The organism is Corynebacterium macclintockiae, assembly GCF_027570165.1.
Lineage (GTDB): Bacteria > Actinomycetota > Actinomycetes > Mycobacteriales > Mycobacteriaceae > Corynebacterium > Corynebacterium macclintockiae.
In genome coordinates this window covers 64556-89480 of sequence record NZ_JAKMUV010000002.1, presented here as the reverse complement: position 1 = coordinate 89480, position 24925 = coordinate 64556, and the positions used below count along the sequence as shown (strand labels likewise).

Here is a 24925-nt window from a genome sequence, read left to right as displayed (position 1 = left end):
TATTGCTTCACATTTACTCTACGCCTGTAGCTCTATGTTTCAACGCTATTTCGCCCCACGTGGCGCTAGCATGAGGGCATGCCTAACAGTTCCGCGCTCCCTTCTTCCGCCGCCGACCTCGATTTTTTGCCCGATGAGCTGGGCGAAGGCTTCGGCCACTGCTTCCTCGAGCTGGGCGACGATCCGGACGGCGAGTCCCCCATTCGTTGCACTCTGGTGCGTTACTGCCCCGCCGCGCCGGACGATTCCTTCTTCGCCCGCCCCGCCATGCTTTTCGTCCACGGAATGACGGACTATTTCTTCCAGGACCACGTCGCCCGCCATTTCCACGACCGCGGCTATGCCGTCTATGGCCTCGACCTTCGCAAGTGCGGTCGTTCCTGGCGCGAGGGCCAGACCTGGCACCACGTCAGCGACCAGTCTCTTTACGACGTCGACCTCACCACCGCCACGGCGTTGCTCGCCGCCGCCCACGGTGCGGTGGTTCCTGTGGGGCACTCGACCGGCGGGTTGGACGTCACGATGTGGGCTCATCGCCTTTTTGACGCCAACTCCCCCCTCCACAATTCCATCGCCGCCATCGTTTTGAACTCGCCGTGGTTTGGCCTGCAATTCAACCCGGCCGTCCGCTTCGTCATCAATCGAGTGCTGCCGATCGTCCACAAACTGAAGCCCAACATGCTGCTGCCCGGCGGAATCAACCCGGTCTATGGCCAATCCCTGCACGTCACCGAAGCTGGCGAGTGGAGCTACAACCTGCGCCTCAAGCCTCTGGAGCCGCGCCCCAAATATCTGCAGTGGCTCCTGGGCGTGGCCCGCGAGATCCGCCGCCTGCACTCCGGCAAGGGAGACACGGGCGTGCCCACGCTGATCCTCACCAGCCACACCCACCACTTCTCCAAGCACCTCTCCCGGCAGTCCTACAACGCCGACCTAATCCTCATGCCCAGCCAGATGTGGCAGCAGGCTTCCAACGCCTCCTCGCTGTCCACCACCATCGTCATCGAGGGCGCGCTGCACGACGTTTTCCTGTCCCGCCCCAAGGTCCGCGACAACGCCCTCGCCGCCACCGACGAGTGGCTTAGCGACGTTTTCAAAGAAAGGAAGGTCCACCGTGCCTGATTTCGACCTCATCATCGTCGGCACCGGCTCCGGCAATTCCCTACCCAGCCCCGCCAACGAGCACCAGAAAATCGCCATCGTGGAAAAGGGCACCTTCGGCGGAACCTGCATCAACGTAGGCTGCATCCCGACCAAGATGTTCGTCCACACCGCCGACGTCGCCCGCAGTTTTTCCGAGGCCTCCCGCCTCAGCCTCACCGGCGAGCTCAAAGACGTCGATTGGAAGGACATCCAGCGCCGCGTCTTCGCAGATCGCATCGATCCCATCAGCGAAAGCGGCGCCGCCTACCGCGCGGGTGACGAGACCCCGAACATCACCCTCTTCGAAGGAGCTGCCCGCTTCGTCGGCCCCCGCACCTTCCAGATCGACGACGGCCCCACCATCACCGGCACCAACATCGTGCTCGCCACCGGCGGCCGCCCGCGCATCCACCCCGCCCTCGCCGACGTGCGCTATCGCACCAACGAGGACATCATGCGCCTCGATGAACTGCCCGAGTCCCTCATCGTCGTCGGCGGCGGCATCGTCGCCGTGGAGTTCGCCGCGATGTTCTCTGGCCTCGGCACGCAGGTCACGCTCATCAATCGCTCGGACAAGCTATTGCGGAAGCTGGACGCCGACATCTCCGAAGCCTTCACCACCCAAGCCAAGCAGCAGTGGACCAATCACCTGGGGCGTACCATCACCGCCGCACAAGAAACCGCCGACGGCCAAATCTCCCTCACCCTCGACGATGGAACGACCGTCACTGGCCAGGAGGTGTTGGTCGCGATGGGGCGGGTCAACAATTCGGACACGTTGGACTGTGAAAAGGGTGGCGTCAACACCAAAGAAAACGGCCGAATTGAGGTCGACAAATACGGTCGCACCAGCGCCGACGGCGTGTGGGCGCTAGGCGATGCGTGCAACGACTTCGAGCTCAAGCACGTCGCCAACGCCGAGGCACGCGTGGTGGCGCACAACCTGGCGCACCCCGATGACCTGCGGAAGTTTAACCACGACGTGGTGCCCAGTGGCGTGTTCACTCACCCGCAGATCGGCGTGGTCGGCATGACCGAACAGGAGGCCCGCGAGACCGGCCGCCCCATTACTGTGAAGATCCAGAAGTACGGCGACGTGGCCTACGGCTGGGCGATGGAAGACACAACCGGGTTCTGCAAGGTCATCGCCGACCGTAACACCGGCGAGATTCTCGGCGCGCACATCATCGGCCCGGAAGCCAGCTCGCTGATTCAGTGCTTCGTCACCGCCATGGCCTTCGGCATCAATGCACGGGATTTCGCCGAAAAGCAGTATTGGCCCCACCCTGCTCTGACAGAATTGGTCGAGAACGCCCTGCTGGGGTTAGATCTCGAAAACTAACGAAGGAGCCTTTTCGCCATGCTTGCAGTAGTCACCGGAGCAGCCTCAGGTATCGGCCGGGAGGTGGCACTGCAACTGGCCGAACGTGGCTATGCAGTGGCCATCAGCGACCGCGACGAGAAAGGACTCGCCTCCACCGCCAGTGACATCTCCACTCGTGGCGGCACCGTCGCCGATCAGCGCACTGTCGACGTCACTGACGTGGATGCTGTAAAGGCCTGGGCGGAGGACATCATTGCCGCCCACGGCATTCCCGACCAGGTGCACCACGTGGCTGGCATTGCCATCTGGGGCGACGTGCGAACGATGCCGCACGAGAAATGGCAGCGCGTGATCGACGTGAACCTGATGGGGTCCGTGCACATGGTGGAGGCCTTCGCACCGGGGCTCATGGAACGCGGCGAGGGGCGCCGGAAGTTCGTGTTCGTCTCCTCCGCCGCGGGCATTATCGGCCTGCCGTGGCACGCGGCATATTCTGCTTCTAAGGGTGGCGTGCTGGGCATGTGCGAGGTGCTGCGCTTCGATCTAGCCCCTTACGGCGTGGATGTGCACGCCGTCGCCCCGGGCGCGGTGGACACTCCCCTGGTTCGCACCATCGACATCCACGGCGTGGATCGCTCCAAGAAGCGCATCCAGAAGGCAACGGCACTGTTCCAGGGCCACGCCGTAACCCCCGCCAAGGCTGCTCAAAAAATTTTGAAGGGCGTGGACAAGGGCAAGTACCTCATCAACACCAGCGGGGACATCCCTGTCGCCCGGTGGGCGCAAGTAAACGCCCCCTGGGCCTACAAGGGCGTGATGAAAGCGCTTAACGCTGGGTTCCGGTGGGCGTCAAAGTAAGAAGGGCAACGAGATTGAAGCGAGCAGCACGAGCGCAACAAAAGCGAGGAACGCCTTGCCCTGCCAGTGGGCGTAGTTGAAGTCCACCCCCACCCCGTGGCGCTTGTCGACCATCACGGCCGGATCCTCCGGGTTGTGGTAAAACATGCCCCACTTGTAGTGCTCGTCGTTGTCCCGCCCCTCGCCGCTCGTGTTCGCTAGCGCGGACTGCTTCCTCGCCAGAGCCACGACCATGGCCAGACAAACCGCAAACACGAGCACGAGCGAACCGATTATGGCCGGAGCCACCCAGTCCGTGTGCAGCACGGTCACAACCTGCAGGCTAGCGAGCATGATGGCCCCCGCAACGTTCATCACCGCCAGCCACATCGCCGTATGACGCCAAACAATCTTCTGCGAAACCTTCCCCCGCAGCGACGTATCCGCTCGGGCCGGCACGCTAACGCGCAACAATGCGACCGTAATCAGCGCAAAAAGCAGCACCATTCCCAAACCAAAGAACGTCGGGAAGAACACCGAACCCACAGATTTGTTATCCCAGCTATCCGGTTCGAAACCACTGCCGAAGTGAGTGGCGAAGCGCTCCGGAATATCACCCCACCGCGCGGCCACGTACCCGGCCGCGACGGCGAGCACAGCCAGCGCTGCCCAGGTGAAGGCCCATGCACGTTGCGGGAGTGTGTCCTCTGCCGGCGTGATCTCCCCGGCCACGACCGTGCGCACGCCGTCGAACCAGCCTTCCCGCTGCTTGGCCTCGCGTATTGGCTGTCCGGCCTGGTTGAGATTCCACATAAAGAAACCCACCGGCACGAGGGTCAGCACTGCGCCAACCACTGGCACCACAGCGGCCGGTATCGCCAGCAGCGCAGAAACCACAGCCGCCGCAACCTGGCGTTTAAGGAACGTACCCTCTTGTCGCCGCACAACATCGTCGCCCCAATGCGCCTCCGGCACGCGCACGCCCAACCGTACGCCCGGCGACGACAGCTTTGGCGTATACAGCAGGATCAGCCCTACAAGCAGCGCTGTTACGCAGAACACGCCTGCAAGGAATGGATCGAATGCAATCATGATGGTTCTCCTATTCCCACTTCACCGCGAGGTCTTCAACCGTCGCGGAAATGTCGTCTGCATTGAAGCCTTGCGCGAGCGCCCGCCACACCGTGGCTCGCAGATCCTCGCGCAGCCGTTCGCGCTGTTGCGCGCTAGGCCGCTTAGGCCGCGTAATCACGGTGCCCGATCGCGCCGCCGTGAGCACTAGCCCGTCTTCTTGTAGCTGGTCGTATGCCTTCTTGACTGTTGCGGGATTGACGCCATATTCCACCGCCAACCGCCTCACCGAAGGCAAGGGTTGTCCGTCTTGCAGTTCGCCGGAGATAATCCCCGCCACGATTCCGTCGTGGATCTGTTGAGCGATCGGCACGGGCGAGTCGGGCTCCACGATGAGATACATGGGACGAGAACCTCCTTCAGAATCTGTATTACAGATAGTAACACAAACTGTATCGCCATGAGCAACACAAAAAGATCTCTATGCCCGATGTTCGATTTTTCTAGCTTCTACGCAAGGGGGTTGTCCGGGTCGGTTTATATACTGCACGCACAAGCCGGAAAAATTTTTGGCTACACCATAAAACCACCTCCGAACAGGCAAAAGAGGAAAGACCATGTTCGAGCATTCCACCACCACACCCTGCTGGCGCATCACCGACCCAAACGATCCACTAAGCGCCGCAGCGTGCGAAGTAAACCGCGGGCACGTAAACCTCGCCGTGGCCTGCACGCCCGAGATGGACGAGTGCGTCATCGACGTATCCACCCGCCTGGCCGTGCGCCTCGGCCTGACGGAATACCGCGCACTCACCCTGGTAGAGATCGGCCACATGTTCCGCCGCTTCCCCACCATCCTCGAACTCGCCCGTACCGGCGCCTACTCGCTTGACCTGCTGCGATGCATGGCCGAGTGCCTCAGCCCCGTCAAGATGGACGTGCCCGAGATTTTCGAGGAAAAAATTTTTCAGGCGATCTCCCCCACCGTCCCCAACCAGGCCATGCTTGCCCGGGCCACCATTCGCAGTCGCATCGAGCAAGTGATCCGCAAGCACGATCCCCAGGCCCTGCCGGAGGAGTCGAAGGATACGGACACGGGTTCCTCCGCGCGCCTCGACATCGACGATCGCCCCGACACCACCACTGTTTTCTTCTTGACGCTGCCCAAACTCGAAGGGTTAGAGCTCCAACGAACGCTCAATAACGTGGTCAAAAACAGTTCTTGCTCTCGCGCCGAAGCCCTGATGCGCCTGGTGCGCAGGCAGACCACGGCGGACATCACGCTAAACCTGTATCAGAGTACGGATCAGCCAGACGCCCCCATCTGGGCCGCGGGTGGCTGGGTCAGCTCAAAGGCCACGCAGAGATGGAAAGATCGCGTTACGCACGTCCAGTTCCCCGGTGCCGCAAGCAACGAGGGCTACTCCCCCACACCTCTGGTGCGGGCCAGCGTGGAGGGGCGCGACGGAACCTGCCGCTTCCCGGGATGTTCGGTGCCCGCACACAAGTGCCAGCTGGACCACGTGCAGCGCTATAACCATGAAAACCCGCAGGCAGGAGGGCCAACGGCGACGTCAAACCTGCATTGCCTGTGCGCCAAGCACCACAACGCGAAGACGACTGGCTCCTGGGACGTCACCATCCATCCCGACGGCAACGAGACCTGGACGAGCCACGGCGACGGGCACACGGTGATGACGGCTCCCAACGGGCCACTGGGCCGGGAAACCTTCGCCCAGCGAGCGGAGAATCGTCGACGGGCAGCCTAGCGCGGCTCGTCGACTGGGACTCCCATGACGTCCAGCGCCGTAGCCAGACCGTCGTAGTTGGTGACTAGCATGACGAACGCAACCTGCTCCCGCTCGCTCAGCAGATCCCGCACGCGCTGGGCCATGTCGGCGGTCAGTCCACGGTCGCGGACTAGCTGCTCAGCGGCGTCCAGCAAGGTGCCGTGACGGCCGGTGAAGCCGTGGTCGGGTTGGAATAGGGCGTCAATACGTTTAACCCCAACCCGTGCGGCGAGGGCACGGTGCTGGTCGGCTTCGTAGGCGCTGCCGCGCAGGTAGGCGACGCGGAGGATGATCATTTCGGTTTCGACGCGCGAGAGGTAACCGAAGGGCATCATCGAGCCGCCGTAGAGCAGCCAGAAAAAGAACAACCGCGGGGCGCGGCCGATGGTGGCGAACACTCCGAGGTTCGTCTTCTTGGTTATGCGGGCCCCGATGCGCGTGGCGAAGGCGCCGAACGGGCCGAGGCGGCGCAGGTGCTGCTTGCGCAGTACAGGGCCGGGCCCCAGAGGTGTAGTTTTGTCTCCCATACTTCTGGGAGGTTAGTCGGTCGGGCTAGGACTCGCTGGGAATTGTGAGAACCTCGTAGCCGTCCTCGGTGACCAGCAGGGTGTGCTCGAACTGCGCGGTCCACTGGCGATCCTTGGTCTGGACGGTCCAGTCGTCGTCCCAGACTTCGTAGTCAAGGCCGCCGAGGTTGATCATCGGCTCGATGGTCAGGGTCATGCCCGGCTCCAGCAGGTCGGTGTACATGGTTGGGCGGTCGTAGTGCAGCACAACAAGGCCGTTGTGGAAGGTCGGACCAACGCCGTGGCCGGTGAAGTCCTCCACGACGTTGTAGCCGAAGCGCTTGGCGTAGCTCTCGATCACGCGGCCGATGATGTTGATCTGGCGGCCCGGCTTGACGGCCTTGATGCCGCGCCACATAGCCTTTTCGGTGCGTTCGACCAGCAGGCGGTGTTCTTCAGAGACGTCGCCGGCTAGGAAGGTCGCGTTGGTGTCTCCGTGCACGCCGTTCTTGTAGGCGGTGACGTCGATGTTGACGATGTCGCCGTCCTGAATAACGGTGCTGTCGGGGATGCCGTGGCAGATGATCTCGTTGAGGCTCACGCAGCAGGACTTCGGGAAGTGCCGGTAGCCGAGGGTGGAGGGGTACGCGCCGTGGTCGCACATGTATTCGTGCGCCACCCGGTCAATTTCGTCGGTGGTCACACCGGGGGCGACGGCAGCCCCGGCGGCTTGCAGTGCGTCGGCGGCGATGCGGCTAGCTTCACGCATCTTTTCGATCGTCTCGGGCGTCTGCACCCACGGCTCGCCGATGTTCTCCTGCACGCTGTCCTTCCAGGCGTACTCTGGCCTTTCGATGTTGGCCGGGACGTTACGGATGGGCGTGGGGTTACCGGGGGTCAATGGTGCTCGAGTCATGGGTCCTTATTCTACTCTTGACGCCCTTCCGCCTCCGCGCCCGGGCCATCCAGGTTCTTAAAGAAATCGGCAGTCACGGCGGTAGCGTGCTCGGATCCGCCGCCGAGCACAATGAGAGTCGCAAAGGCCAGGTCGCCGCGGTATCCGGCTAGCCAACTGTGAGAACCTTCATTGATTTCCGCCTCACCGGTCTTGGCGTAGACCTCTCCGGCGCCAGCCACTCCGGAGCCCGAGCCATTGGTCACTACTGCCCGCATCATGCGGCGGAGTTCTTGAATGATTTTCGGATCCAGCTTCTTCTTGGCGTCCTTTTTGGCCTCGTCGTTATTGGCCTCCGTGTGGTGGTTGTCGCCGGCGATGAGGTACGGGGTGGGCACCTTGCCGGCTGCCACAGCGGAAGCGACCAGGGCTATGCCGAAGGGGCTGGCCAGGTCGAGGCCCTGGCCGTAGCCGGCTTCGGTGCGGTCGAGCATCGTCTCGCCCTCGGGTACGGAGCCGGTGATGGTCTCCAGGCCCTCGATGTCGTAGTCCGCGCCGAGACCAAACTGCGCTGCGACGTCCTTCAACTCGCCCGGCTTTAGCTTGGTCGAGATGTCCGCGAAGGTGGTGTTGCACGACTTGGCGAAGGCATTTTCCAGAGGGGTGCTGCCCAGCGAGAAACCGTTGTAGTTGGTCACCACGCGTCCGCCGATGTCCTGAGTTCCGGGGCAGTCGACAATCGAATCCGGAGTAAGCCCCTGCTTCTGCAAGCCGGCGTATGCGGTGAGCATCTTGAACGTCGAGCCCGGCGGGTACTGGCCCATGAGAGCCGTGTTGCCGTCCTCGTCGGCCTTTTCCGACTGCGCGACGGCCAGCACTTCGCCGGTCGATGGGCGCATGACCACCATCATCACCTTCGAGTCGGCGCGGGTATTCACGGCCTTCTGGGCGGCCTCCTGCACCTTGCGGGACAGGGAGACGCGCACGCTCGGCGCGGACTTCGCTTCCTCGCCGCCGACCTGGGCAACCTCGTTACCCTCGTTGGTGGCGGCGACGACCTTCCAGCCGTTGACGCCCTGCAGGTCCTTTTCCACCACGCTGCTCACGCGCGACATGATGTCCGGGGCAAAGGAAGGATCGGGGCGCACCAAAGCGGGCTCTTCGTTCATGCGGACGCCCTCGATGTTGCCGAGGACTTCCTGCAAGCGCTTGCCCTGAGCCTGGTTGACGCTCACGACGGAGTACTCGCCGTCCACCCCGTCGGCTTCCTCGGCCTTCTTTTCGGGGTTGATGGCGGGCACGGACTTGTCGCCCGCACGCAGGGCGTCGAGTTCACCGGCGATGCGGCGCATCGTTCCAAGTACGCTGGCCACCTTCTTCGTGTCCACGAGGATGCGGTACTGGGTACCCGGCTTCAGCAACACCGCACCATCGGAGCCCACGACGTTCGCCACCGGCGCTGGCACGCTACGCAGCTCCAGGTGCTGATTCGCGCCGAGCTCCGGGTGCAGCACAGCCGGCTGCCAACGCACGGACCAGTCGTCGCCGGTGCGGGTCAGACTCATGGACGAGTCATAGGAAAAATCGCGGCCACCCGGCAGTTGCCAGTGCATCGAGTACTGGGCGGTGGCCTGGTTGTCCTTGGAGTTGACGTTCTTCAGTTCCGTCCGCAGCCCCTCGGCCTGCAGGGACTTCCACACCTGGTCAATGGCCTGGGACGCCTTATCGGGGTTATCGGTCTCCCCGCCAGCTACGGAAGCCTCCCCCGGTGTGGAAAGGGCAGAAAGAAAGGCCTGGGCGGCGTCATCAGCAACATCCGGTTTCGGCGTACAAGCCGCAGCCCCCAGCACTAGCCCTGCCGTAGTGACGGCCGCGGTGATACTCCGTCGGGTGGCGGAGCTGAGGGAAAAAGTGGGGGTGCGCATAGGCACAGAGGTTAGCAGGGTTAATCGATGATTCCGCGTTCCCGCGCCACGGCGACGGCAGCTGTTCTGTTTTTCACATTGAGTTTGGAAAATACGTGCGCCATGTGGGATTTCACGGTCGCCTCTGTAAGAATCAGCTCCTTGGCGATGGCGCGGTTCGACTTGCCGTGGCTGGCCAGGGTAAGCACCTCCTGCTCGCGGTTAGTCAGCGATTCGAAGGGGTTGGCCAGGCGGCCGCGGAGCTTGCCGATGATGCTCTTGTTCATCACGGTCTGGCCGCGGGCGGCTTGGCGGATACCCTCCGCGAGCTCCTCCGGGGAGCAGTCCTTCAGCAGGTAGCCGACCGCGCCTGCGGAAATGGCGCCCAGCACGTCACTGTCGGTGGAATAGTTCGTCAGGATCAGCACCTGCGGGGCGGGCCGCTGCGTGCGGATGGCGCGGGTGGCGCGCACTCCCCCGGACTCGGCGCCCTCGCTGCCGGGGCCTTCGCCGAAGCGCAGATCCATCAGTACAACGTCGGGGCGTTCCATCTTGCAGATCGCGACGGCCCGCTCGGGTTCGCCGACGGAGGCGACGACCTCCACGTCCCCGGTACCCCGCAGCATGGCTTCGATTCCGGCGCGCACAACGGGGTGATCATCGCAGATCAGCACACGAAGTTGGTCTGGCATAGTCAGCTCCTAACGCATCGGCACTTGGATGGAAACGCCACACCCGGCCCCTGGGGAGCTCTCCACGTGCATGGTTGCCCCGATTAGATTAGCGCGACGGCGGACGCCCGCCAGGCCGACGGGCGACAGGCTCACCTGCTCCGCGTCCATTCCGCGGCCATTGTCCACAACATCGAGGCTCAGCATGTCGTCCTGGTAGGTCAGGGTCACGCGGGCGCGCGTGGCCTCCGAATGCTTCACCACGTTAGACACGAGCGATTGGGTGATGCGCGTGAGCTCCTGTTCCACCTTTTCGTCCAGGTCGTAGGGATCGCCCTCAACGTCGAAGCTTAAGGCCTCGCCCAGCGGGGTGCCCGAACACACGCGGGCCAGAGCGATGGGCAGGTCTCCGCCGACCAGCGGTCCGGGCTGCAGCGCGGCAATAATGCGGCGAGTTTCCGCCAGGTTGTCTTCGGCGGTGGTGCGCGCCAGCCGCAGATCCTCCAGGATTTCGGGGTCATCGACGCGCTTCTCCACGGCCTGCAGGATCATGTGAATGGAACTCAAGCCCTGCGCGACCGTGTCGTGGATCTCCCCTGCCAGACGGGTGCGTTCGTCCATTTCGCCGGCGAGGCGGCTGGCAGTTTCCCGGGCGCTGGCTTCGTCGCGCAGCTCCTTGAAGCCCAAGCCGACAACCGTCGCGACCACCGCGGCGACGATCGGCCCCAGCGCCTCGCCGCTGTGGTAGATGGACAGCACGGTGACCACTGTGTTGCACACGATCGCCGGCCACATGGGCAGCACGCCGACGCACAGGAAGAACAGGGCAAATGCCATAAACGCAGCACTCGGGGCCACCAACAGCAGGCACGCCCAGGCGGCAATCACCAGAGTCAACCACAGCCACCTGGGGCGCAGCCATAGCCCCATGACGTAGATGAAGCACAGCGCTGCGGCGTTCCACGACCATCCGTCGCGGATGACGGTCACCGCCATCAGAAGCGCCATCAGCAGGTGCAGCCCCATGCCCAGGTAAATCCACGCCCGGTTCAGCGCAATGACCTTGTTCGACTTGGCGGTCGACTTTGATGTGTGAATCATGATTGTCCCCAAGTCTAACGGCCACAAGGTGCAGCGCACCTCCACCAAAAGTATGAGTCGAAGACTACTACTTTGCCCGATGTGTTCCTTCTTCTCCGCGCGAAGAATAGGAGCCATGCTAAGTAATAAGTCGTTAACCCCCGTCCGGGGCTTTATGTTTCAAGGGATCCGCGAACTGCGCGTATCCCGCGGTAAGACGGCGCTTATTATCACCACCGTCCTTCTGATCACCGCGATGGTCACTCTCTTGAGCTCCCTGTCTGCAGGTCTGAGCTTCCAGTCCGCCTCCGCGTTGCAGCACAAGGTCGGAAGTGACCGTCAACTCGTGCTCAACGATGCCGGCGGCACTGTGAACCTGAGTACGGGTTCTCTTAGTGACGCCCAAGCCCGCGCCGTTGAGAGCCGTGGCGGAGAGGTCGTCACGATGGCCCGCTCGAAGGATGCGGAAGGTCAGCCGTTCATTGCAATGTCCTACAAGGGTGAAAAGCCCAGTGAGGAACTCTACCTAGAGCACCAGCCCATCCACTGGATGAGTACCGATGAGGTAAAGGACCTGCCCGGCGCCTCCGCCTTCGGCGTAGTTGCTGGCGACGCAGAACCAATCAACGGGGCGGTCATGATGAAGGGCAAGGAGGCCTTAAACGCTAGCGCCTCCTACAAGGGCGAACAGTCGTCGCTGAACCTCATGATTGTACTGCTCTACGTCATCTCCGCCCTGGTGCTGGGTGCCTTCTTCACCGTGTGGACGATGCAGCGCCTACGAGGCGTGGCCATCACGGTCGCGCTGGGCGGCACGCGCTCCAACATCTTAAGCGACGCGGTCGGCCAGGCGCTGGTTGTCCTGATCGTGGGCATCGCGGCGGGCACCCTGATGACCGTCGGCGTCGGTGGGTTCCTGGATGGAATTCCCATGGAGGTCACCGCCAACACCACCCTCGTCCCCGCCGGCATGCTGCTGGCCGCAGGCCTCCTCGGCGCTGGCCTATCCATCATCCCCGTTACGAAGGTCGATCCGCGAAAGGCAATGAACTCATGATCTTCCCCGCACTCGAAGTCAAGAACATCTCCCTGGAGATCACCGACGGGACCACCAAGCGCAACCTGCTGAGCGACGTCAGCTTCAACGTGGATCCCGGCGAAGTCGTCGGCATCACCGGCCCCTCCGGCTCCGGTAAGTCCACCCTGCTGTCCATCATCGGCTGCCTGGAAACCGCCACCAGCGGGTCGGCCACCCTGCACAGCGAGGAGACACTGGAGCTCGGTACTGTGTCGGGTCGCCAGGCCGCCGAGATCCGCCGCCGCCACCTGGGCATTGTGTTTCAGCAGCCGAACCTCCTGCCCGCACTGAACGCCAAGGAACAGCTCATGGTGATGAGCCGCCTGGATAAGCCATTCGGTATCAGCGGAAAAGTGTGGCGTCAGCAAGAAGAGAAAGCCGAGCACATGCTCAAGGAAGTGGGCCTGGAAGGGCGAGAGAACGCGAAGGTCTCCGAGCTTTCCGGCGGCCAGCAGGCACGCGTTAACCTGGCACGCGCAATGATGAACGACCCGGCGCTACTGCTGGTCGACGAGCCGACCGCGGCGCTGGATACCACCAACGCGCAGCGCGTCACGGAGCTGATCGTGGGTCTGGCACGCGAGCGCAACACCCCAGTGCTGTACGTGTCGCACGACCAGGAGCAGCTGGCCACGTTGGGCCGCCGCATCGAGCTGGTGGACGGCAAAGCCAGCGAGGCAGCGCCCGTGACTACTTAGTCACGCGCACGTCGGCCTTCTGGCCCTCGACGGCCTCTAGGCCCTCTTCCTCGGCGATGCGCATGGCCTCTTCGATGAGGGTCTCCACGATCTGATCCTCGGGCACGGTCTTAATAACCTCGCCCTTCACGAAGATCTGCCCCTTGCCGTTTCCGGAGGCCACGCCCAGGTCGGCATCGCGGGCCTCGCCCGGGCCATTCACCACACAGCCCATGACGGCCACGCGCAGTGGGAACTCCATGCCTTCCAGGCCAGCGGTGACCTCGTCGGCCAGCTTGTACACATCCACCTGCGCGCGACCACAGGAAGGGCAAGACACGATCTCGAGCTTGCGGGGGCGCAGGTTCAGCGACTGCAGGATCTGGTCGCCGACCTTGATCTCTTCGACCGGATCGGCGGACAGGGACACGCGGATCGTGTCACCGATGCCCTCGGCCAGCAGCGCGCCGAAAGCGACGGAGGACTTGATGGTGCCCTGAAAGGCCGGGCCGGCCTCCGTCACGCCGAGGTGCAGCGGGTAGTCAGACTGCGCGGCCAGCTGGCGGTAGGCCTCCACCATCACGACCGGGTCGTTGTGCTTCACAGAGATGGCGATGTCGCCGAAGCCGTGCTCCTCGAACAGGCTGGCCTCCCACATGGCGGACTCGACCAGCGCTTCGGGCGTGGCCTTGCCGTACTTCTCCATGATGCGCTTATCCAGCGAACCGGCATTGACGCCAATACGGATCGGAATGCCAGCATCCCCGGCCGCCTTCGCGACCTCCTTGACCCGGCCGTCGAACTCCTTGATGTTGCCAGGGTTCACGCGCACGGCCGCGCAGCCCGCGTCGATGGCGCTGAAGATGTACTTCGGCTGGAAGTGAATGTCCGCGATGACCGGGATCGGTGACTTGGCGGCGATGGCGGGCAGCGCCTCGGCGTCCACCGTCTTCGGGCACGCCACGCGGACGATATCGCAGCCCGAGGCGGTCAGCTGGGCGATCTGCTGCAACGTCGCGTTAACGTCGTGCGTCTTCGTCGTGGTCATCGACTGCACCGAGATCGGGTGATCACTGCCCACCCCTACCCCGCCGACCATCAGCTGGCGGGTCTTACGGCGCGGGGCCAGGACCGGGGGCGGACCGTCGGGGATACCCAGGGAAATACCAGACATGTACGAAGACAAACCTTTCAGTTGTGAATGCCGTTGAACCTTCAACAATTCTACGCGTCGTTGCAGGCGCGCAGATGTGGGCGTCAGAAAATGCGGATCGGATTAACTACATCAGCGACGATGACGATAATGCCGAACACCAACAACACCGCCGTGGCCGCGTAGGTCAGGGGCATCAGCTTGGTGTAATCGGCGGGGCCACCCGGCTGCTTACCGCGCAGGCGGCGGAAGAAATCGCGGATCTTCTCGTAGATCACCACGGCGATGTGGCCGCCGTCCAGCGGTGGCAGCGGCACCAGGTTGAAGGCGGCGAGGAAGAGGTTCAGGCTCGCCAGGGTCATGAGGAAGCTCATCCACTGCTGGTACTGCACCAACTCGCCGCCGACGCGGGAGGCGCCGACCACGCTCATCGGGGAATCGTCGGCGCGGTGGCCACCGAAGATGGACGCGACCACACCCGGCACGCGCTGTGGCAGCTCGATGAGGCCATGGAACGTGTCATTGACCATTCCCCCGGTGAAGGACAGCGTGCCGCCCACCGCGCTAGCCGGGTTGTACTGGTTGATGACGAACTTCGGCCGCTTCGCGCTGATGCCGACGGCGCCGGAGGTCATGGGGTTGCCGGCGGAGTTCAGGCGCTCCACCAGCTCGATCTGCAGGTCGAGGTTCTGGTGCTTACCTTCGCGGTCTACAACGGCGGGCACCGTAATGCGGTCGCCAACCTTCTTGCCGTTGTCGGCCGCGTGCTTCGCCTCGTCGGCGATGGCCTTGGTGAAGGCCCGGAAGTCCTTTGTTTCTTCGCCGTTGACGGATAGGAAGGTGTCGCCGGTCTGGACGCCGGACTCCGCCGCCGGACCGTCGCCCGAGCACTTGGCGAGCGTGCCGTCCGAATTTTGCTTCGCCGGTGCGCACTGGGTGGATTCGACGGTGGGAGTGAACACCACGCTGCGGTCCGGCAATCCCCAGGCCAAGGCCACGCCGTAGAGGATGCCCAGGGCCAGGACGATGTTCATGATGATGCCGCCGAGCATGACGAAGATGCGCCGGTGCGCCGGCTTGTCGTACATGGCGTACGGGCGCTCCTCGTCGGTCATCTCGTCCAGCTTCGTCATGCCGGCGATGTCGCAGAAACCACCCAGGGGGACGCCCTTCAGGCCGTATTCGGTGTGCCCCTTGCGGAAGCTAAAGATCGTCGGGCCGAAGCCGATGAAGTAGCGCCGTACGCGCATACCCGACATGCGGGCGGTAATGAGGTGCCCGGCCTCGTGCAGGGCAATAGAGACGGCGATGCCTAGGGCGAAAAGAACTACCCCTAGTCCGAAAGCCACGTGGCCATCCTTTCATGCGCCTTGGCGCGGGCTTCGCGCTCCGCTGCCAGCACATCTTCCAGGTCGTTGGGTTCGGCGGACAGGTGTTGGCAAGCCTCCATGGTGGCCGCCACAGTATCCACAATGCGGGGGAAGCTCAGCCTGCCGTTCAGGAACTCGACGGCCGCTTCCTCGTTCGCTGCATTATAAACCGCGGGCATCGTTCCGCCGGCAGTGACGGCCTGGCGTGCCAACGTGACGGCCGGGAAGACGTCGTCGTCCAGCGGCTCGAAATGCCAATCCGCAGCCGTGGAGAAGTCCAGCTTCGGCTGGGCATCGGCAATGCGATCTGGCCAGCCGAGGGCCAGGGAGATCGGCAGCTTCATCGACGGCGGGGAGGCCTGGGCGATCGTCGCCCCGTCGATAAAGGTAACCATGGAGTGGACGATGGACTGCGGATGGACGGTCACGTCGATCTTCTCGGCGGGAATGCCGAACAGCAGGCTGGCCTCGATCAGCTCCAGCCCCTTGTTGACCATCGTCGCGGAGTTCAGCGTGTTCATCTGGCCCATCGACCAGGTCGGGTGGTTGGCGGCCTGCAGCGGGGTAACATCCTCCAGCTGCGCGCGGGTGTAGCCGCGGAAGGGGCCACCGGAGGCGGTCAGCACCAGCGAGTCGACCTCATCCACCCGCCCAGAGCGCAGGCACTGAGCCATCGCGGAGTGCTCCGAGTCCACGGGAATCAGCTGCCCTTCCGCGGCGGCCTCGAGCACCAGCTGCCCACCGGCCACGAGGGATTCCTTGTTCGCCAGTGCCAGCTTCGCCTTCGTTCCTAAGGCGGCCAGGGTGGCGTCCAGCCCTAACGACCCCACCAGGGCGTTGAGGATCACGTCGTTCTCGGTGAGTCCCGGCCCGAGCGCCTCAACCAACTCGCGGGCGGAATCCTTGCCGCGGATGCAACGTCCCCCGCTGATCTCCCCGTCCAGCCACTCGGCTGCCCGCTCGGAGGCCACCGCCACGTGGCTGAGCTCCAACCCGAACTGGCGCACCTGATCCGCCAGCAGCTCCGGCTTCGATCCGTGCGCGGAAATCCCGACGAGTTCGAAACGCTCCGGGTTATCCGCCATCACCTCCAAAGCTTGGGTGCCTATGGAGCCGGTACTGCCTAGAACTACTACACGCGTTTTCACGCGGCCTATTCTATTTCTTTTCTTTGGGACGCCCGCACATCCCCACCCAAAGTAGGTATTTTCCTGCCATTCCCCGCGCGCGGATAGGGACAATTGGGGTCGGGTGTGTCAAAATACGAGAGATAGAATTCTTTTGACATTCAGGAGGAAACGGTGGCGCACCACTCTAAGGAAGCTGAAGTTTACAACGGCGTATCCACCGCGGACGTACCGTCTGCGGCTTGGGGCTGGAGCGAGCTTCCGCGTCGCGGAATCATTACTGCCGGTGTAATCGGTGGCCTGTTCTTGCTGGGCATGCTGTTCGGCAACCACAAGGGCAATGTTGAGAACATCTGGCTGATCGTCCTGGCCGTCGTGGTTTTCCTCGGCCTGGGCCTGTGGCTGGCTACCCCGAAGTTCAAGCAGCGCAAGACCGTCACCGCGCGCAACAAGCCGGAAGGCCACGTCGAGCCGGTATGGTCCGCTGACCAGCTGAACCTGACCGGTGCATACTCCAACCTGAGCGACGACGAACTGCGCGCTCAGAACATCGACCCGACGACGGTCGCGCGCTAGTTTTCCTAGCGCTCTTCCGCCGCTAGCTGGCCACAGGCCGCAGCAATTTCCTGGCCCTTCGTATCGCGCACGGTACACGGCACGCCCTGGGCCTCCACGCGGCGGACGAACTCATCCTGGCGTTCCTTCGGGGACGCATCCCACTTGGAGCCCGGAGTCGGGTTCAGTGGAATCACATTAACGTGCACCTTCGAGCCCAGCGCTCCGCGCAGCTTCTTGCCCAAGAGGTCGGCACGCCAATCCTGATCGTTCATATCTCGGATCAGGGCGTATTCAATGGATACGCGGCGCCCGGAAGTATCCGCGTAGTAGCGCGCAGCATCCAGCACTTCCTCCACCGACCAGCGGTTGTTCACCGGAACTAGCTCATCGCGCAGTTCGTCGTCGGGAGTGTGCAGGGAGACCGCGAGGCGCACCTTCATATCCTCGTCCGCCAGTTTGCGGATCGCCGGAGCCAGCCCCACCGTGGAGACGGTGATGTTGCGCTGAGAAATGCCAAATCCCTCCGGCGCGGGGGCCGACACCTTACGGATGGTCTCCACCACTCGCTTGTAGTTCGCCAGCGGCTCGCCCATGCCCATGAACACGATGTTAGACAGGCGCCCCTCTTCCCCATCGACTTCCCCGTCGCGCATCGCCACGGCGGCGGCGCGGGCCTGCTCCACCATCTCGCCGACGGAGAGGTTGCGGTCCAGTCCTCCCTGACCGGTAGCGCAGAACGGGCATGCCATTCCGCAGCCAGCCTGGGAGGAAATGCACAGCGTCGCGCGCCCCGGGTAGCGCATCAGCACGCTCTCCAGCATCGTGCCGTCGTGCAGCTGCCAGAGCGTCTTGCGCGTTTCGCCGTCGTCGGCCTCCATGTTGCGCAGCGGGCGCATCAGTTCGGGGAACAGCGCCTCCTTCACCGCTGCTCGCTTCGCCTCTGGCAGGTCCGTCATCTCCATCGGGTCGCCCTGCAGGCGCCCGTAGTATTGACGCCGAATCTGGTCGGCCCGGAACTTCGGCAAACCGAGCTCCTGGACCTTCTGCTGCAGAGTTTCCTGATCTAGATCCGCCATGTGTGCAGGCGGCATGCCCCTTTTAGGCGCGGCGAACTGAAGTTTCACTGGTGTAGCCATAATGCGCCCATTATTGCACGTACCGGGGGTAACCCTCACATTGCCAAAATCTGAAGTGCGCCCGGATATGCCGTTGAATGGGAGGTATGAACGACAATATGAACCGCCCACCCATGCCAGAGAACAACGCTCAGCCCGTTGGCAACGAGCCAGTGCAGGGACCGCCGGCTGGGGTGGAGCCGGTGGCGTCAACACCAAAGAACCCCGAAGAACACCGCGAAGTACAGAAGTCGCTGGCAGGCACGACGTGGGTCGGCCTGATTGTGGGTGTGCTGCTGCTGATCCTGCTGCTGGTGTTCATCCTGCAGAATCAGGAGTCCGTGGAGCTGCAGCTGCTGGGCTGGACGATGACCTTCCCGATCGGCGTGGGCATGCTGATTGCCGCGATCGTCGGCGCGCTAATTATGGCGCTGGTCGGTGGCGTGCGCATCATCCAGCTGCGCAAGCAGGTCACCCGCTAGGGGGCTACACGCCGCTCAGCATATTCAGCACCACCCAGGTGATCATCGCCGACGGCAACATGCCGTCCAGGCGATCCATCAAACCACCGTGGCCCGGCAGCATGCCGGACATGTCCTTGATGCCGAGGTCGCGCTTGAACTGCGACTCCACAAGATCGCCGAGGGTAGCGCAGCAAGCCAGACCCGGCCCCAACAGCAGCCCCACCCAGAACGGGCCGGAGAGCAGCAGAGTCACACACGCCACGCCGATGGCGGTGGACAAAATCAGCGAGCCGACAAAGCCTTCCCAGGACTTCTTCGGGCTCACCGCGGGAGCCATCGAGTGCGAGCCGAAGAGCACTCCCGCGATATAACCGCCGACGTCGGAACCGACGACGCACAGCATAAACGTGACGATAAAGGCCCAGCCATCAATGTGATCGCGTTGCATGCGCGACAGCATGGCGGCGAAACTGCCGAACAGGGGTATCCACGTCAACAGGAAAATGCCGACCGCCGTGTCGCGTAGATAGTTATGCGGCGGCGAAGAACGGCCGTGGTGGAACAGGCGCGTGACCATCACCAGCAGAACACTGATGACGAATCCCCCCAGCGCGCCCGTCGGCCCGAATGGCCAGGACAACCACACGATCACCTGAGATCCCAGGATCAGGACCGGCAGGTTCAGTACGTATCCGGCCTCGTACAGTCGGCGCCATACTTCGTAGACCGCCAGGGACAGGGCCAGGGCGACCAGCGGATACCAGGCGAAGGGCGTGAACAGCCCCCCGATTGCGATGGCGCCCAAGAACACGCCGACCGCGATTGCCTGCTTTAGGTCGCGGCCGGCGCTGTTCTTGGGCTTCGGGCGAGCAACGATGGGTACAGAACCTTTCTTGCGCCGAGGAGGTCCTCTTTAGACCTCGAGCAGTTCCTTCTCCTTGGCCTCCACCAGGGCATCGACCTGCTCGACGTAGTTGTGGGTGATCTTCTCCAGATCCTTCTCCGCCGCGCGGACTTCGTCCTCGCCGGCCTCGCCGTCCTTCTGGATCTTGCCCAGCTGCTCCATGCCCTTGCGGCGGATGTTGCGGATGGCGATCTTCGCGTCCTCGCCCTTGGACTTGGCCATCTTGACCATTTCCTTGCGGCGCTCCTCGGTGAGCTGCGGGATGGTTACGCGCAGCACCTGGCCGTCGTTGGTGGGGTTGACGCCCAGGTCGGAGTTGCGGATAGCGTTCTCGATCTCGTCCATGGTGGACTGCTCGTAGGGCTTGATCAGCAGCATGCGGGGCTCCGGCACGCTGATGGTGGCCATCTGGGTAATCGGAGTGGGAACCCCGTAGTACTCGGCTACCACGCCGTTGAACATCGACGGGTTCGCGCGACCGGTACGAATGGTCGTCAGGTCTTCGCGAGCGTGCTCCACAGAGCTAGTCATGCGCTCTTCGGATTCAAGCAGAATATCGTCAATCATGTTTAAGAATTTACCAGTCTACGGTGGGGAAAGTGTTGAGTGACCCGCTTGTATGGCTAGCTGGTACGGACGTTACTGTCGACCAAGGTGCCGATGCGCTCGCCGGCGACCGCGCGGGCGATGTTGCCCTCGGTAAGCAGGTTGAACACCAGGATCGGCATCTTGTTGTCCATGCAGAGGGAGAACGCGGTGGCGTCTGCGACCTTCAAGCCCTTCTCGATGACCTCCCATGGGGTGATCTCGTGGAACAGCTCCGCGTCCGGGTTGGTGCGCGGGTCGTCGCTGTACACGCCGTCGACGGCCTTGGCCATCAGCAGGACCTCGCAGCCAATTTCCAGGGCGCGTTGGGCGGCCGTGGTGTCGGTGGAGAAGTACGGCATGCCCATGCCTGCACCGAAGATAACCACGCGTCCCTTTTCGAGGTGGCGGCGTGCGCGCAGAGGCAGGTAGGGCTCTGCGACCTGGGTCATCTGGATGGCGGTCTGTACGCGGCAGTCCACGCCCTCCTGCTCCAGGAAGTCCTGTAGAGCCAGGCAGTTCATCACCGTGCCGAGCATTCCCATGTAGTCGGAGCGGGAGCGCTCCAGGCCGCGCTGCTGCAGCTCGGCACCGCGGAAGAAGTTACCGCCGCCGATAACCACGGCTACTTCTACGCCAGACTTGGAGACTTCCGCGATCTGCCGTGCGACGTTCTGGACAACGTCGGGGTCGATGCCGACCTTTCCTCCGCCGAACATCTCACCCCCCAGCTTCAACATAACGCGCTTGTAGCCTTCGCGGTTTTCGGCTGTACTCACCGGGGTTTGCTCCTTGAGGTAGACGTGTTTGGCACTGGTGGTCATAATACCCCACCCGGACACACAAAAGAGGCCCCGGCACCCATTCGTGTGCCGGAGCCTCTGCCGAAAAAATTTTCGGAGTGTGCAGACCTTAAGCCTGGCCAACCTCGAAGCGCTTGAAGCCCTTCAGGGTCACGCCGGCCTCGTCCATAACCTGCTTAACAGACTTCTTGGACTCGGTGACGGACGGCTGATCCAGCAGGCAAACGTCCTTGAAGTAGCCCTTCAGGCGACCCTCGATGATGTTCGGCAGAGCCTTCTCCGGCTTGCCCTCCTCGCGAGCGGTAGCCTCGGCGATCTCGCGCTCCTTGGCAACGGTCTCGGCCGGAACCTCGTCGCTGCTCAGGTACTTAGCCTTCAGAGCGGCAACCTGCATAGCGGCAGCCTTGGCAGCACCCTCGTCGTCGCCCTCGTAGGAAACCAGCACGCCAACTGCCGGCGGCAGGTCAGCGGAGCGGTGGTGCTTGTAAACAGCAACCTTGTCGCCCTCGATGGTGGTGGCGCGCTTCAGCTCCAGCTTCTCACCGATCTTTGCGGACAGCTGCTGCAGAGCGTCAACAGCCTTCTGGCCGTCAACCTCAACTGCCTCGAGCTCTTCGCGGGAGTTAGCCTTGGCCTCGGCAGCTGCGGCAGCTACCTTGTCGGCGAACTCGATGAACTCGGCGTTCTTTGCCACGAAGTCGGTCTCAGCGTTGACCTCGATCATGGTGTTGCCGGAGATAGCGATCAGGCCCTCGGAAGCGGAGCGCTCTGCGCGCTTGCCAACGTCCTTTGCACCCTTGATGCGCAGGATCTCGATGGCCTTGTCGAAGTCGCCTGCGGCTTCTTCCAGGGCCTTCTTGCAGTCCATCATGCCGGAGCCGGTGATCTCGCGGAGCTTCTTAACGTCTGCAGCGGTGTAGTTCGCCATGTGGGGCGATCCTCCTTCTGGTGGAAGTATTAATGGTGGCTGAAATTACAGTTTCTAAACTCAGTCCTGTTTTCCAGCCTAGGTTACAAGTAACGCCCACGCCCGTTGGACACGGGATTCAATCTGTGTCCCATACGGGGGTGGGCGCTTTATAGCTGTTCTACAACAGCTTATGCCTCAGACTTTTCCTCGGCGGTCTCAGCCTCAGCCGGAGCCTCGGACTTCTCAGCCTCAGCCGGAGCCTTGTCAGCGTCGCCTGCAGCTTCCTTTGCAGCAGCTTCCTGGCGCTCGGCGCGAGCCTGGCGGCCGGCCTCAACAGCGGAGGAAATGATGCTGGTCAGCAGGTTTGCGGAACGGATGGCATCGTCGTTGCCCGGGATCGGGTAGTCGACAACGTCCGGGTCGCAGTTGGTATCCAGGATTGCGACAACCGGGATGTTCAGCTTCTGCGCCTCGGAGACAGCGATGTGCTCCTTGTTGGTGTCGACGATCCACAGTGCGGACGGGGTCTTGGTCATGTCCGCGATACCGCCCAGGACGCGCTCCAGCTTGTTGCGCTCGCGGGTCAGCATCAGAACTTCCTTCTTGGTGCGGCCCTTGTAGCCGTCCTCAGCTGCGTCCATTGCCTGCAGTTCCTTCAGGCGGTGCAGACGCTTAGCAACGGTCTGGAAGTTGGTCAGCATGCCGCCCAGCCAGCGGTGGTTGACGTAAGGCATGCCAACGCGCTCAGCCTCGTTAGCAACTGCTTCCTGAGCCTGCTTCTTGGTGCCGACGTACAGGATGTTGCCGCCGTGGGCTACGGTCTCCTTGACGAACTCGTAAGCCTCATCGATGTAGGTCAGGGTCTGCTGCAGGTCGATGATGTAGATGCCGTTGCGGTCGGTGAAGATGAAGCGCTTCATCTTCGGGTTCCAACGACGGGTCTGGTGACCGAAGTGGACACCAGCGTCCAGCAGCTCGCGCATAGTAACAACAGCCATGGTGTTACAGGGGCGTATTTCTTCTAGCCGACCGTGTGGTCGGCGCCGCCCCTTCCTCGCTTTCAAAGTTTAGGGTTTGACGGTTTTCTTCACGATGCACTCGACACTCACTGTACGTGCGTGGCTTATGCACCATCCTGGCAGATACTTCCCCGGTGTAGCTGTGACTCGCCATGTTCGCCCGCTGTCGATAGCGGGACCGTGCTGGTGAGCCATTGTGTGGGGTGCGAATTATCTACGCGTAGTCAGTAGCCTTGCTCTACCCCACGGTCTTCGCGAAACCGCTTGCCCTCCATGTGAATGTCACATGCGAGTTGCATGAGGACGAGCCCGGACATACTGCGACTGCTACCCTACCCCCACTCACGCTGCTGAAACAAGTCCACCCGCGCGTGTCCTGTGGACAACTTTTAGTTATCCACAACCTCACGCCTATGCCCTTTCTTTTTTATGACGCCCCCACGCATCATCTTTAACCATGATCCCACGGCTTAACCGCACCCTCTACCTCACTCTTGCACTGGTCTTCTTCTGTGCGGGCGTTCCGTTATCCCCTGCGCCTTCTGCCCTATCCCAATCTGCAGAGCCCCAATCTGCAACGATTCAATCAGATTCACCCCGCATCGTCCGCTCCCACCGACTGCCCACAGCGAAGCATGCGCAGGTGATCCGCGCTGCGGACATTCCGGACGCGGTCTGGAAGCCCGGGCACCGTGGCGTGGATCTGCAAGCCGCGCCCGGCCAGGTGATCGTGGCCAGCAGGGGTGGCATCGTGGCCTTCGCTGGCGTGGTGGCGGGCACTCCTGTGGTCTCGATCAGCCATTCGGATGGCATTCGCACCACGTATGAGCCGGTGCTCGCCCGCGTCCGTGCGGGGCAAAAGGTCCGCCGGGGCGAGGCCATTGGAGTGCTGGCGGATGCCACTGCCCTGCCCGACTACGCCCGCAGTTCCCCCGGACTGTCCTGGGGCGCCAAGCTGGAGGACAAGAGGAGGGTCTATATCGACCCAATGACTCTGCTCGGCAGCGTGCGGGTCAGGCTCTGGGATGCGCCTGGTTAAACACGGCCTTCAGCCGTTCTGTACCCACGTGAGTATAGATCTGCGTGGTGGACATGTTGGCGTGGCCGAGCAGCTCCTGCACTACTCGCAGATCTGCACCGCCCTCGAGGATTGCCGTGGCCGCGGAGTGCCGCAGGCCGTGCGGCGACAGGCGCGGGCCAGGGCCTGCCTGGGTTACGCGGTTCACAACGGTGCGCACTTGGCGGGGGTCGATCCTCTTGCCTCTAGTCCCGACGAATAGTGCCGGGGTTCCCTTGGCCATAGTGGTGCGAGCCGAAAGCCACTGTTCCAAAGCAGCCGAGACCGTAGCGCCGAAGGGCACAACCCGGGTCTTGTTGCCCTTACCCGTGACCCGGAGGAGGTTATTGGAGAAATCCACGTCGTCAACGTCGCACCCCGCCAGTTCCGATACGCGGATACCGGTGGCGTAGAGCAGCTCGACCATCGCCCAGTCGCGGATGCTCTGCGGGTCGGAATCCTGCGGTTCCGTGCGCAAGCCGTCCGTGCGCAAGCCGTCCAGCAAGTCGGCGGCCTGATCGGCCCGCAACACGCGCGGAAGCGTGCGCTGCGGCTTGGGTGCCTTCAGCGCTGCGACGGGGTTGGCCTGCACGAATCCACGGTGGGCCAGGAACGCCCCGAAACCGCGCATGCTGGAGGCCAGACGGGACAGGCTGGCCCTGCTGGCGCCGTTATCAACCGCCCAGCCGAGCACGTCTCGGGCGCGGTCGAGGTCGAATTGTTCGATGCGTTTCAGACCCTCCAGAGCGCTGTCGAGGTCCCGTCGGTAAGCGCGGATTGTGTTCTCGCTGCGCCCCACGACGTGGCGCAGGTGCTGTTCGTAGTCGTCCAGCGCAGACCACAGCGGCGCCGTGGTGCCAGTGGGACGAGAGTTGTTCATGTGA

At 62.9% G+C, this 24925-nt stretch carries 26 protein-coding genes; 9 read left to right on the top strand and 17 right to left on the bottom strand.

Annotated features, from left to right (window positions below):
• Positions 1 to 78 precede the first annotated feature (78 nt).
• Genes L8U58_RS02065 through L8U58_RS02055 form a run of 3 tightly spaced genes read left to right on the top strand, consistent with a single transcriptional unit; the run spans position 79 to position 3325 of the window.
• A complete protein-coding gene (locus L8U58_RS02065) occupies positions 79 to 1122 on the top strand; it encodes an alpha/beta hydrolase (protein WP_269954587.1) in 1044 nt (347 codons plus the stop codon).
• The gene (gene mtr, locus L8U58_RS02060) at positions 1115 to 2485 is read left to right on the top strand and encodes a mycothione reductase (RefSeq protein ID WP_269954586.1); all 1371 of its coding nucleotides are present in this window, start codon (positions 1115 to 1117) and stop codon (positions 2483 to 2485) included. Before L8U58_RS02065 ends, mtr begins: the two co-directional genes overlap by 8 nt.
• 18 nt (positions 2486 to 2503) lie before the next feature.
• Positions 2504 to 3325 (top strand): SDR family oxidoreductase, encoded by an 822-nt coding sequence (locus L8U58_RS02055; RefSeq protein WP_269954585.1) that lies wholly within the window; start codon positions 2504 to 2506, stop codon positions 3323 to 3325.
• Here L8U58_RS02055 and L8U58_RS02050 read toward each other — a convergent pair.
• Entirely contained in the window at positions 3317 to 4396 is a 1080-nt protein-coding gene (locus tag L8U58_RS02050; RefSeq protein WP_269954584.1) for a DUF1648 domain-containing protein, read from the bottom strand. The genes L8U58_RS02055 and L8U58_RS02050 overlap by 9 nt on opposite strands.
• Positions 4397 to 4406: 10 nt before the next feature.
• On the bottom strand, positions 4407 to 4778 hold the full coding sequence (locus L8U58_RS02045; protein ID WP_034982077.1) for a GntR family transcriptional regulator: 372 nt from the start codon (positions 4776 to 4778) through the stop codon (positions 4407 to 4409).
• Between the two features lie 214 nt (positions 4779 to 4992).
• Here L8U58_RS02045 and L8U58_RS02040 point away from each other — a divergent pair, with 214 nt between their 5' ends.
• A complete protein-coding gene (locus L8U58_RS02040; protein ID WP_070551545.1) occupies positions 4993 to 6144 on the top strand; it encodes an HNH endonuclease signature motif containing protein in 1152 nt (383 codons plus the stop codon).
• Here the strand turns inward: L8U58_RS02040 and L8U58_RS02035 are convergent.
• The 5 genes from L8U58_RS02035 to L8U58_RS02015 are packed head-to-tail and all read right to left on the bottom strand — an operon-like array spanning position 6141 to position 11242.
• Positions 6141 to 6692 carry a carboxymuconolactone decarboxylase family protein gene (locus tag L8U58_RS02035; protein ID WP_269954583.1) on the bottom strand — a complete coding sequence of 184 codons (552 nt, stop codon included), beginning with the start codon at positions 6690 to 6692 and terminating at the stop codon, positions 6141 to 6143. The two genes, L8U58_RS02040 and L8U58_RS02035, sit on opposite strands and share 4 nt — an antisense overlap.
• 25 nt (positions 6693 to 6717) lie before the next feature.
• Entirely contained in the window at positions 6718 to 7587 is an 870-nt protein-coding gene (gene map, locus L8U58_RS02030) for a type I methionyl aminopeptidase (RefSeq protein WP_269954582.1), read from the bottom strand.
• Between the two features lie 11 nt (positions 7588 to 7598).
• The gene (locus L8U58_RS02025) at positions 7599 to 9491 is read right to left on the bottom strand and encodes a penicillin-binding transpeptidase domain-containing protein (protein WP_269954581.1); all 1893 of its coding nucleotides are present in this window, start codon (positions 9489 to 9491) and stop codon (positions 7599 to 7601) included.
• 20 nt (positions 9492 to 9511) lie between these two features.
• Positions 9512 to 10162 carry a response regulator gene (locus L8U58_RS02020; protein ID WP_043012564.1) on the bottom strand — a complete coding sequence of 217 codons (651 nt, stop codon included), beginning with the start codon at positions 10160 to 10162 and terminating at the stop codon, positions 9512 to 9514.
• A 9-nt stretch (positions 10163 to 10171) separates the two neighbouring features.
• Complete coding sequence (locus L8U58_RS02015) at positions 10172 to 11242, bottom strand: sensor histidine kinase (RefSeq protein WP_269954580.1); 1071 nt, start codon at positions 11240 to 11242, stop codon at positions 10172 to 10174.
• A 115-nt stretch (positions 11243 to 11357) separates the two neighbouring features.
• On the opposite strand from L8U58_RS02015, the gene L8U58_RS02010 reads away from it, so the two are divergent.
• Both L8U58_RS02010 and L8U58_RS02005 read left to right on the top strand, forming a co-directional pair.
• Positions 11358 to 12278: an FtsX-like permease family protein gene (locus L8U58_RS02010; protein WP_269954579.1), complete on the top strand. Its 921-nt coding sequence runs from the start codon at positions 11358 to 11360 to the stop codon at positions 12276 to 12278.
• Positions 12275 to 12997, top strand: coding sequence for an ABC transporter ATP-binding protein (locus tag L8U58_RS02005; RefSeq protein WP_269954578.1), 723 nt, complete (start codon positions 12275 to 12277; stop codon positions 12995 to 12997). Before L8U58_RS02010 ends, L8U58_RS02005 begins: the two co-directional genes overlap by 4 nt.
• On the opposite strand, the gene ispG is transcribed toward L8U58_RS02005, so the two are convergent.
• The 3 genes from ispG to dxr all read right to left on the bottom strand — a co-directional run bounded on the left by ispG (position 12990) and on the right by dxr (position 16647).
• A complete protein-coding gene (ispG, locus tag L8U58_RS02000; protein WP_034972946.1) occupies positions 12990 to 14150 on the bottom strand; it encodes a flavodoxin-dependent (E)-4-hydroxy-3-methylbut-2-enyl-diphosphate synthase in 1161 nt (386 codons plus the stop codon). The genes L8U58_RS02005 and ispG overlap by 8 nt on opposite strands.
• 83 nt (positions 14151 to 14233) lie before the next feature.
• Positions 14234 to 15478 carry a M50 family metallopeptidase gene (locus L8U58_RS01995; protein ID WP_269954577.1) on the bottom strand — a complete coding sequence of 415 codons (1245 nt, stop codon included), beginning with the start codon at positions 15476 to 15478 and terminating at the stop codon, positions 14234 to 14236.
• On the bottom strand, positions 15463 to 16647 hold the full coding sequence (dxr, locus tag L8U58_RS01990; protein WP_420839820.1) for a 1-deoxy-D-xylulose-5-phosphate reductoisomerase: 1185 nt from the start codon (positions 16645 to 16647) through the stop codon (positions 15463 to 15465). The genes L8U58_RS01995 and dxr overlap by 16 nt, the downstream gene beginning before the upstream one ends.
• Positions 16648 to 16800: 153 nt before the next feature.
• Between dxr and L8U58_RS01985 the strand changes: the two genes are divergently transcribed.
• Positions 16801 to 17202 carry a DUF2631 domain-containing protein gene (locus L8U58_RS01985; protein WP_034970539.1) on the top strand — a complete coding sequence of 134 codons (402 nt, stop codon included), beginning with the start codon at positions 16801 to 16803 and terminating at the stop codon, positions 17200 to 17202.
• 5 nt (positions 17203 to 17207) lie between these two features.
• On the opposite strand, the gene rlmN is transcribed toward L8U58_RS01985, so the two are convergent.
• Positions 17208 to 18320 carry a dual-specificity RNA methyltransferase RlmN gene (gene rlmN / locus L8U58_RS01980; protein ID WP_034972950.1) on the bottom strand — a complete coding sequence of 371 codons (1113 nt, stop codon included), beginning with the start codon at positions 18318 to 18320 and terminating at the stop codon, positions 17208 to 17210.
• Positions 18321 to 18418: 98 nt separating this feature from the next.
• Here rlmN and L8U58_RS01975 point away from each other — a divergent pair, with 98 nt between their 5' ends.
• Positions 18419 to 18781: a LapA family protein gene (locus L8U58_RS01975; RefSeq protein ID WP_420839819.1), complete on the top strand. Its 363-nt coding sequence runs from the start codon at positions 18419 to 18421 to the stop codon at positions 18779 to 18781.
• Positions 18782 to 18785: 4 nt separating this feature from the next.
• Here L8U58_RS01975 and L8U58_RS01970 read toward each other — a convergent pair whose 3' ends face one another.
• From L8U58_RS01970 to rpsB, 5 genes are all read right to left on the bottom strand, one after another.
• Positions 18786 to 19640 carry a phosphatidate cytidylyltransferase gene (locus L8U58_RS01970; RefSeq protein WP_034970530.1) on the bottom strand — a complete coding sequence of 285 codons (855 nt, stop codon included), beginning with the start codon at positions 19638 to 19640 and terminating at the stop codon, positions 18786 to 18788.
• A 36-nt stretch (positions 19641 to 19676) separates the two neighbouring features.
• Positions 19677 to 20234: a ribosome recycling factor gene (gene frr, locus L8U58_RS01965; RefSeq protein WP_034970527.1), complete on the bottom strand. Its 558-nt coding sequence runs from the start codon at positions 20232 to 20234 to the stop codon at positions 19677 to 19679.
• Between the two features lie 56 nt (positions 20235 to 20290).
• Positions 20291 to 20992: a UMP kinase gene (gene pyrH / locus L8U58_RS01960; RefSeq protein ID WP_222866530.1), complete on the bottom strand. Its 702-nt coding sequence runs from the start codon at positions 20990 to 20992 to the stop codon at positions 20291 to 20293.
• 172 nt (positions 20993 to 21164) lie between these two features.
• Positions 21165 to 21983 (bottom strand): translation elongation factor Ts, encoded by an 819-nt coding sequence (tsf, locus tag L8U58_RS01955; protein WP_034970521.1) that lies wholly within the window; start codon positions 21981 to 21983, stop codon positions 21165 to 21167.
• A 170-nt stretch (positions 21984 to 22153) separates the two neighbouring features.
• Positions 22154 to 22963 (bottom strand): 30S ribosomal protein S2, encoded by an 810-nt coding sequence (rpsB, locus tag L8U58_RS01950; RefSeq protein WP_034970518.1) that lies wholly within the window; start codon positions 22961 to 22963, stop codon positions 22154 to 22156.
• A gap of 478 nt (positions 22964 to 23441) precedes the next feature.
• Between rpsB and L8U58_RS01945 the strand changes: the two genes are divergently transcribed.
• On the top strand, positions 23442 to 24023 hold the full coding sequence (locus L8U58_RS01945) for a M23 family metallopeptidase (protein WP_043012568.1): 582 nt from the start codon (positions 23442 to 23444) through the stop codon (positions 24021 to 24023).
• Here the strand turns inward: L8U58_RS01945 and L8U58_RS01940 are convergent.
• Complete coding sequence (locus L8U58_RS01940) at positions 23998 to 24921, bottom strand: tyrosine recombinase XerC (RefSeq protein WP_269954576.1); 924 nt, start codon at positions 24919 to 24921, stop codon at positions 23998 to 24000. The genes L8U58_RS01945 and L8U58_RS01940 overlap by 26 nt on opposite strands.
• Positions 24922 to 24925: the final 4 nt, after the last annotated feature.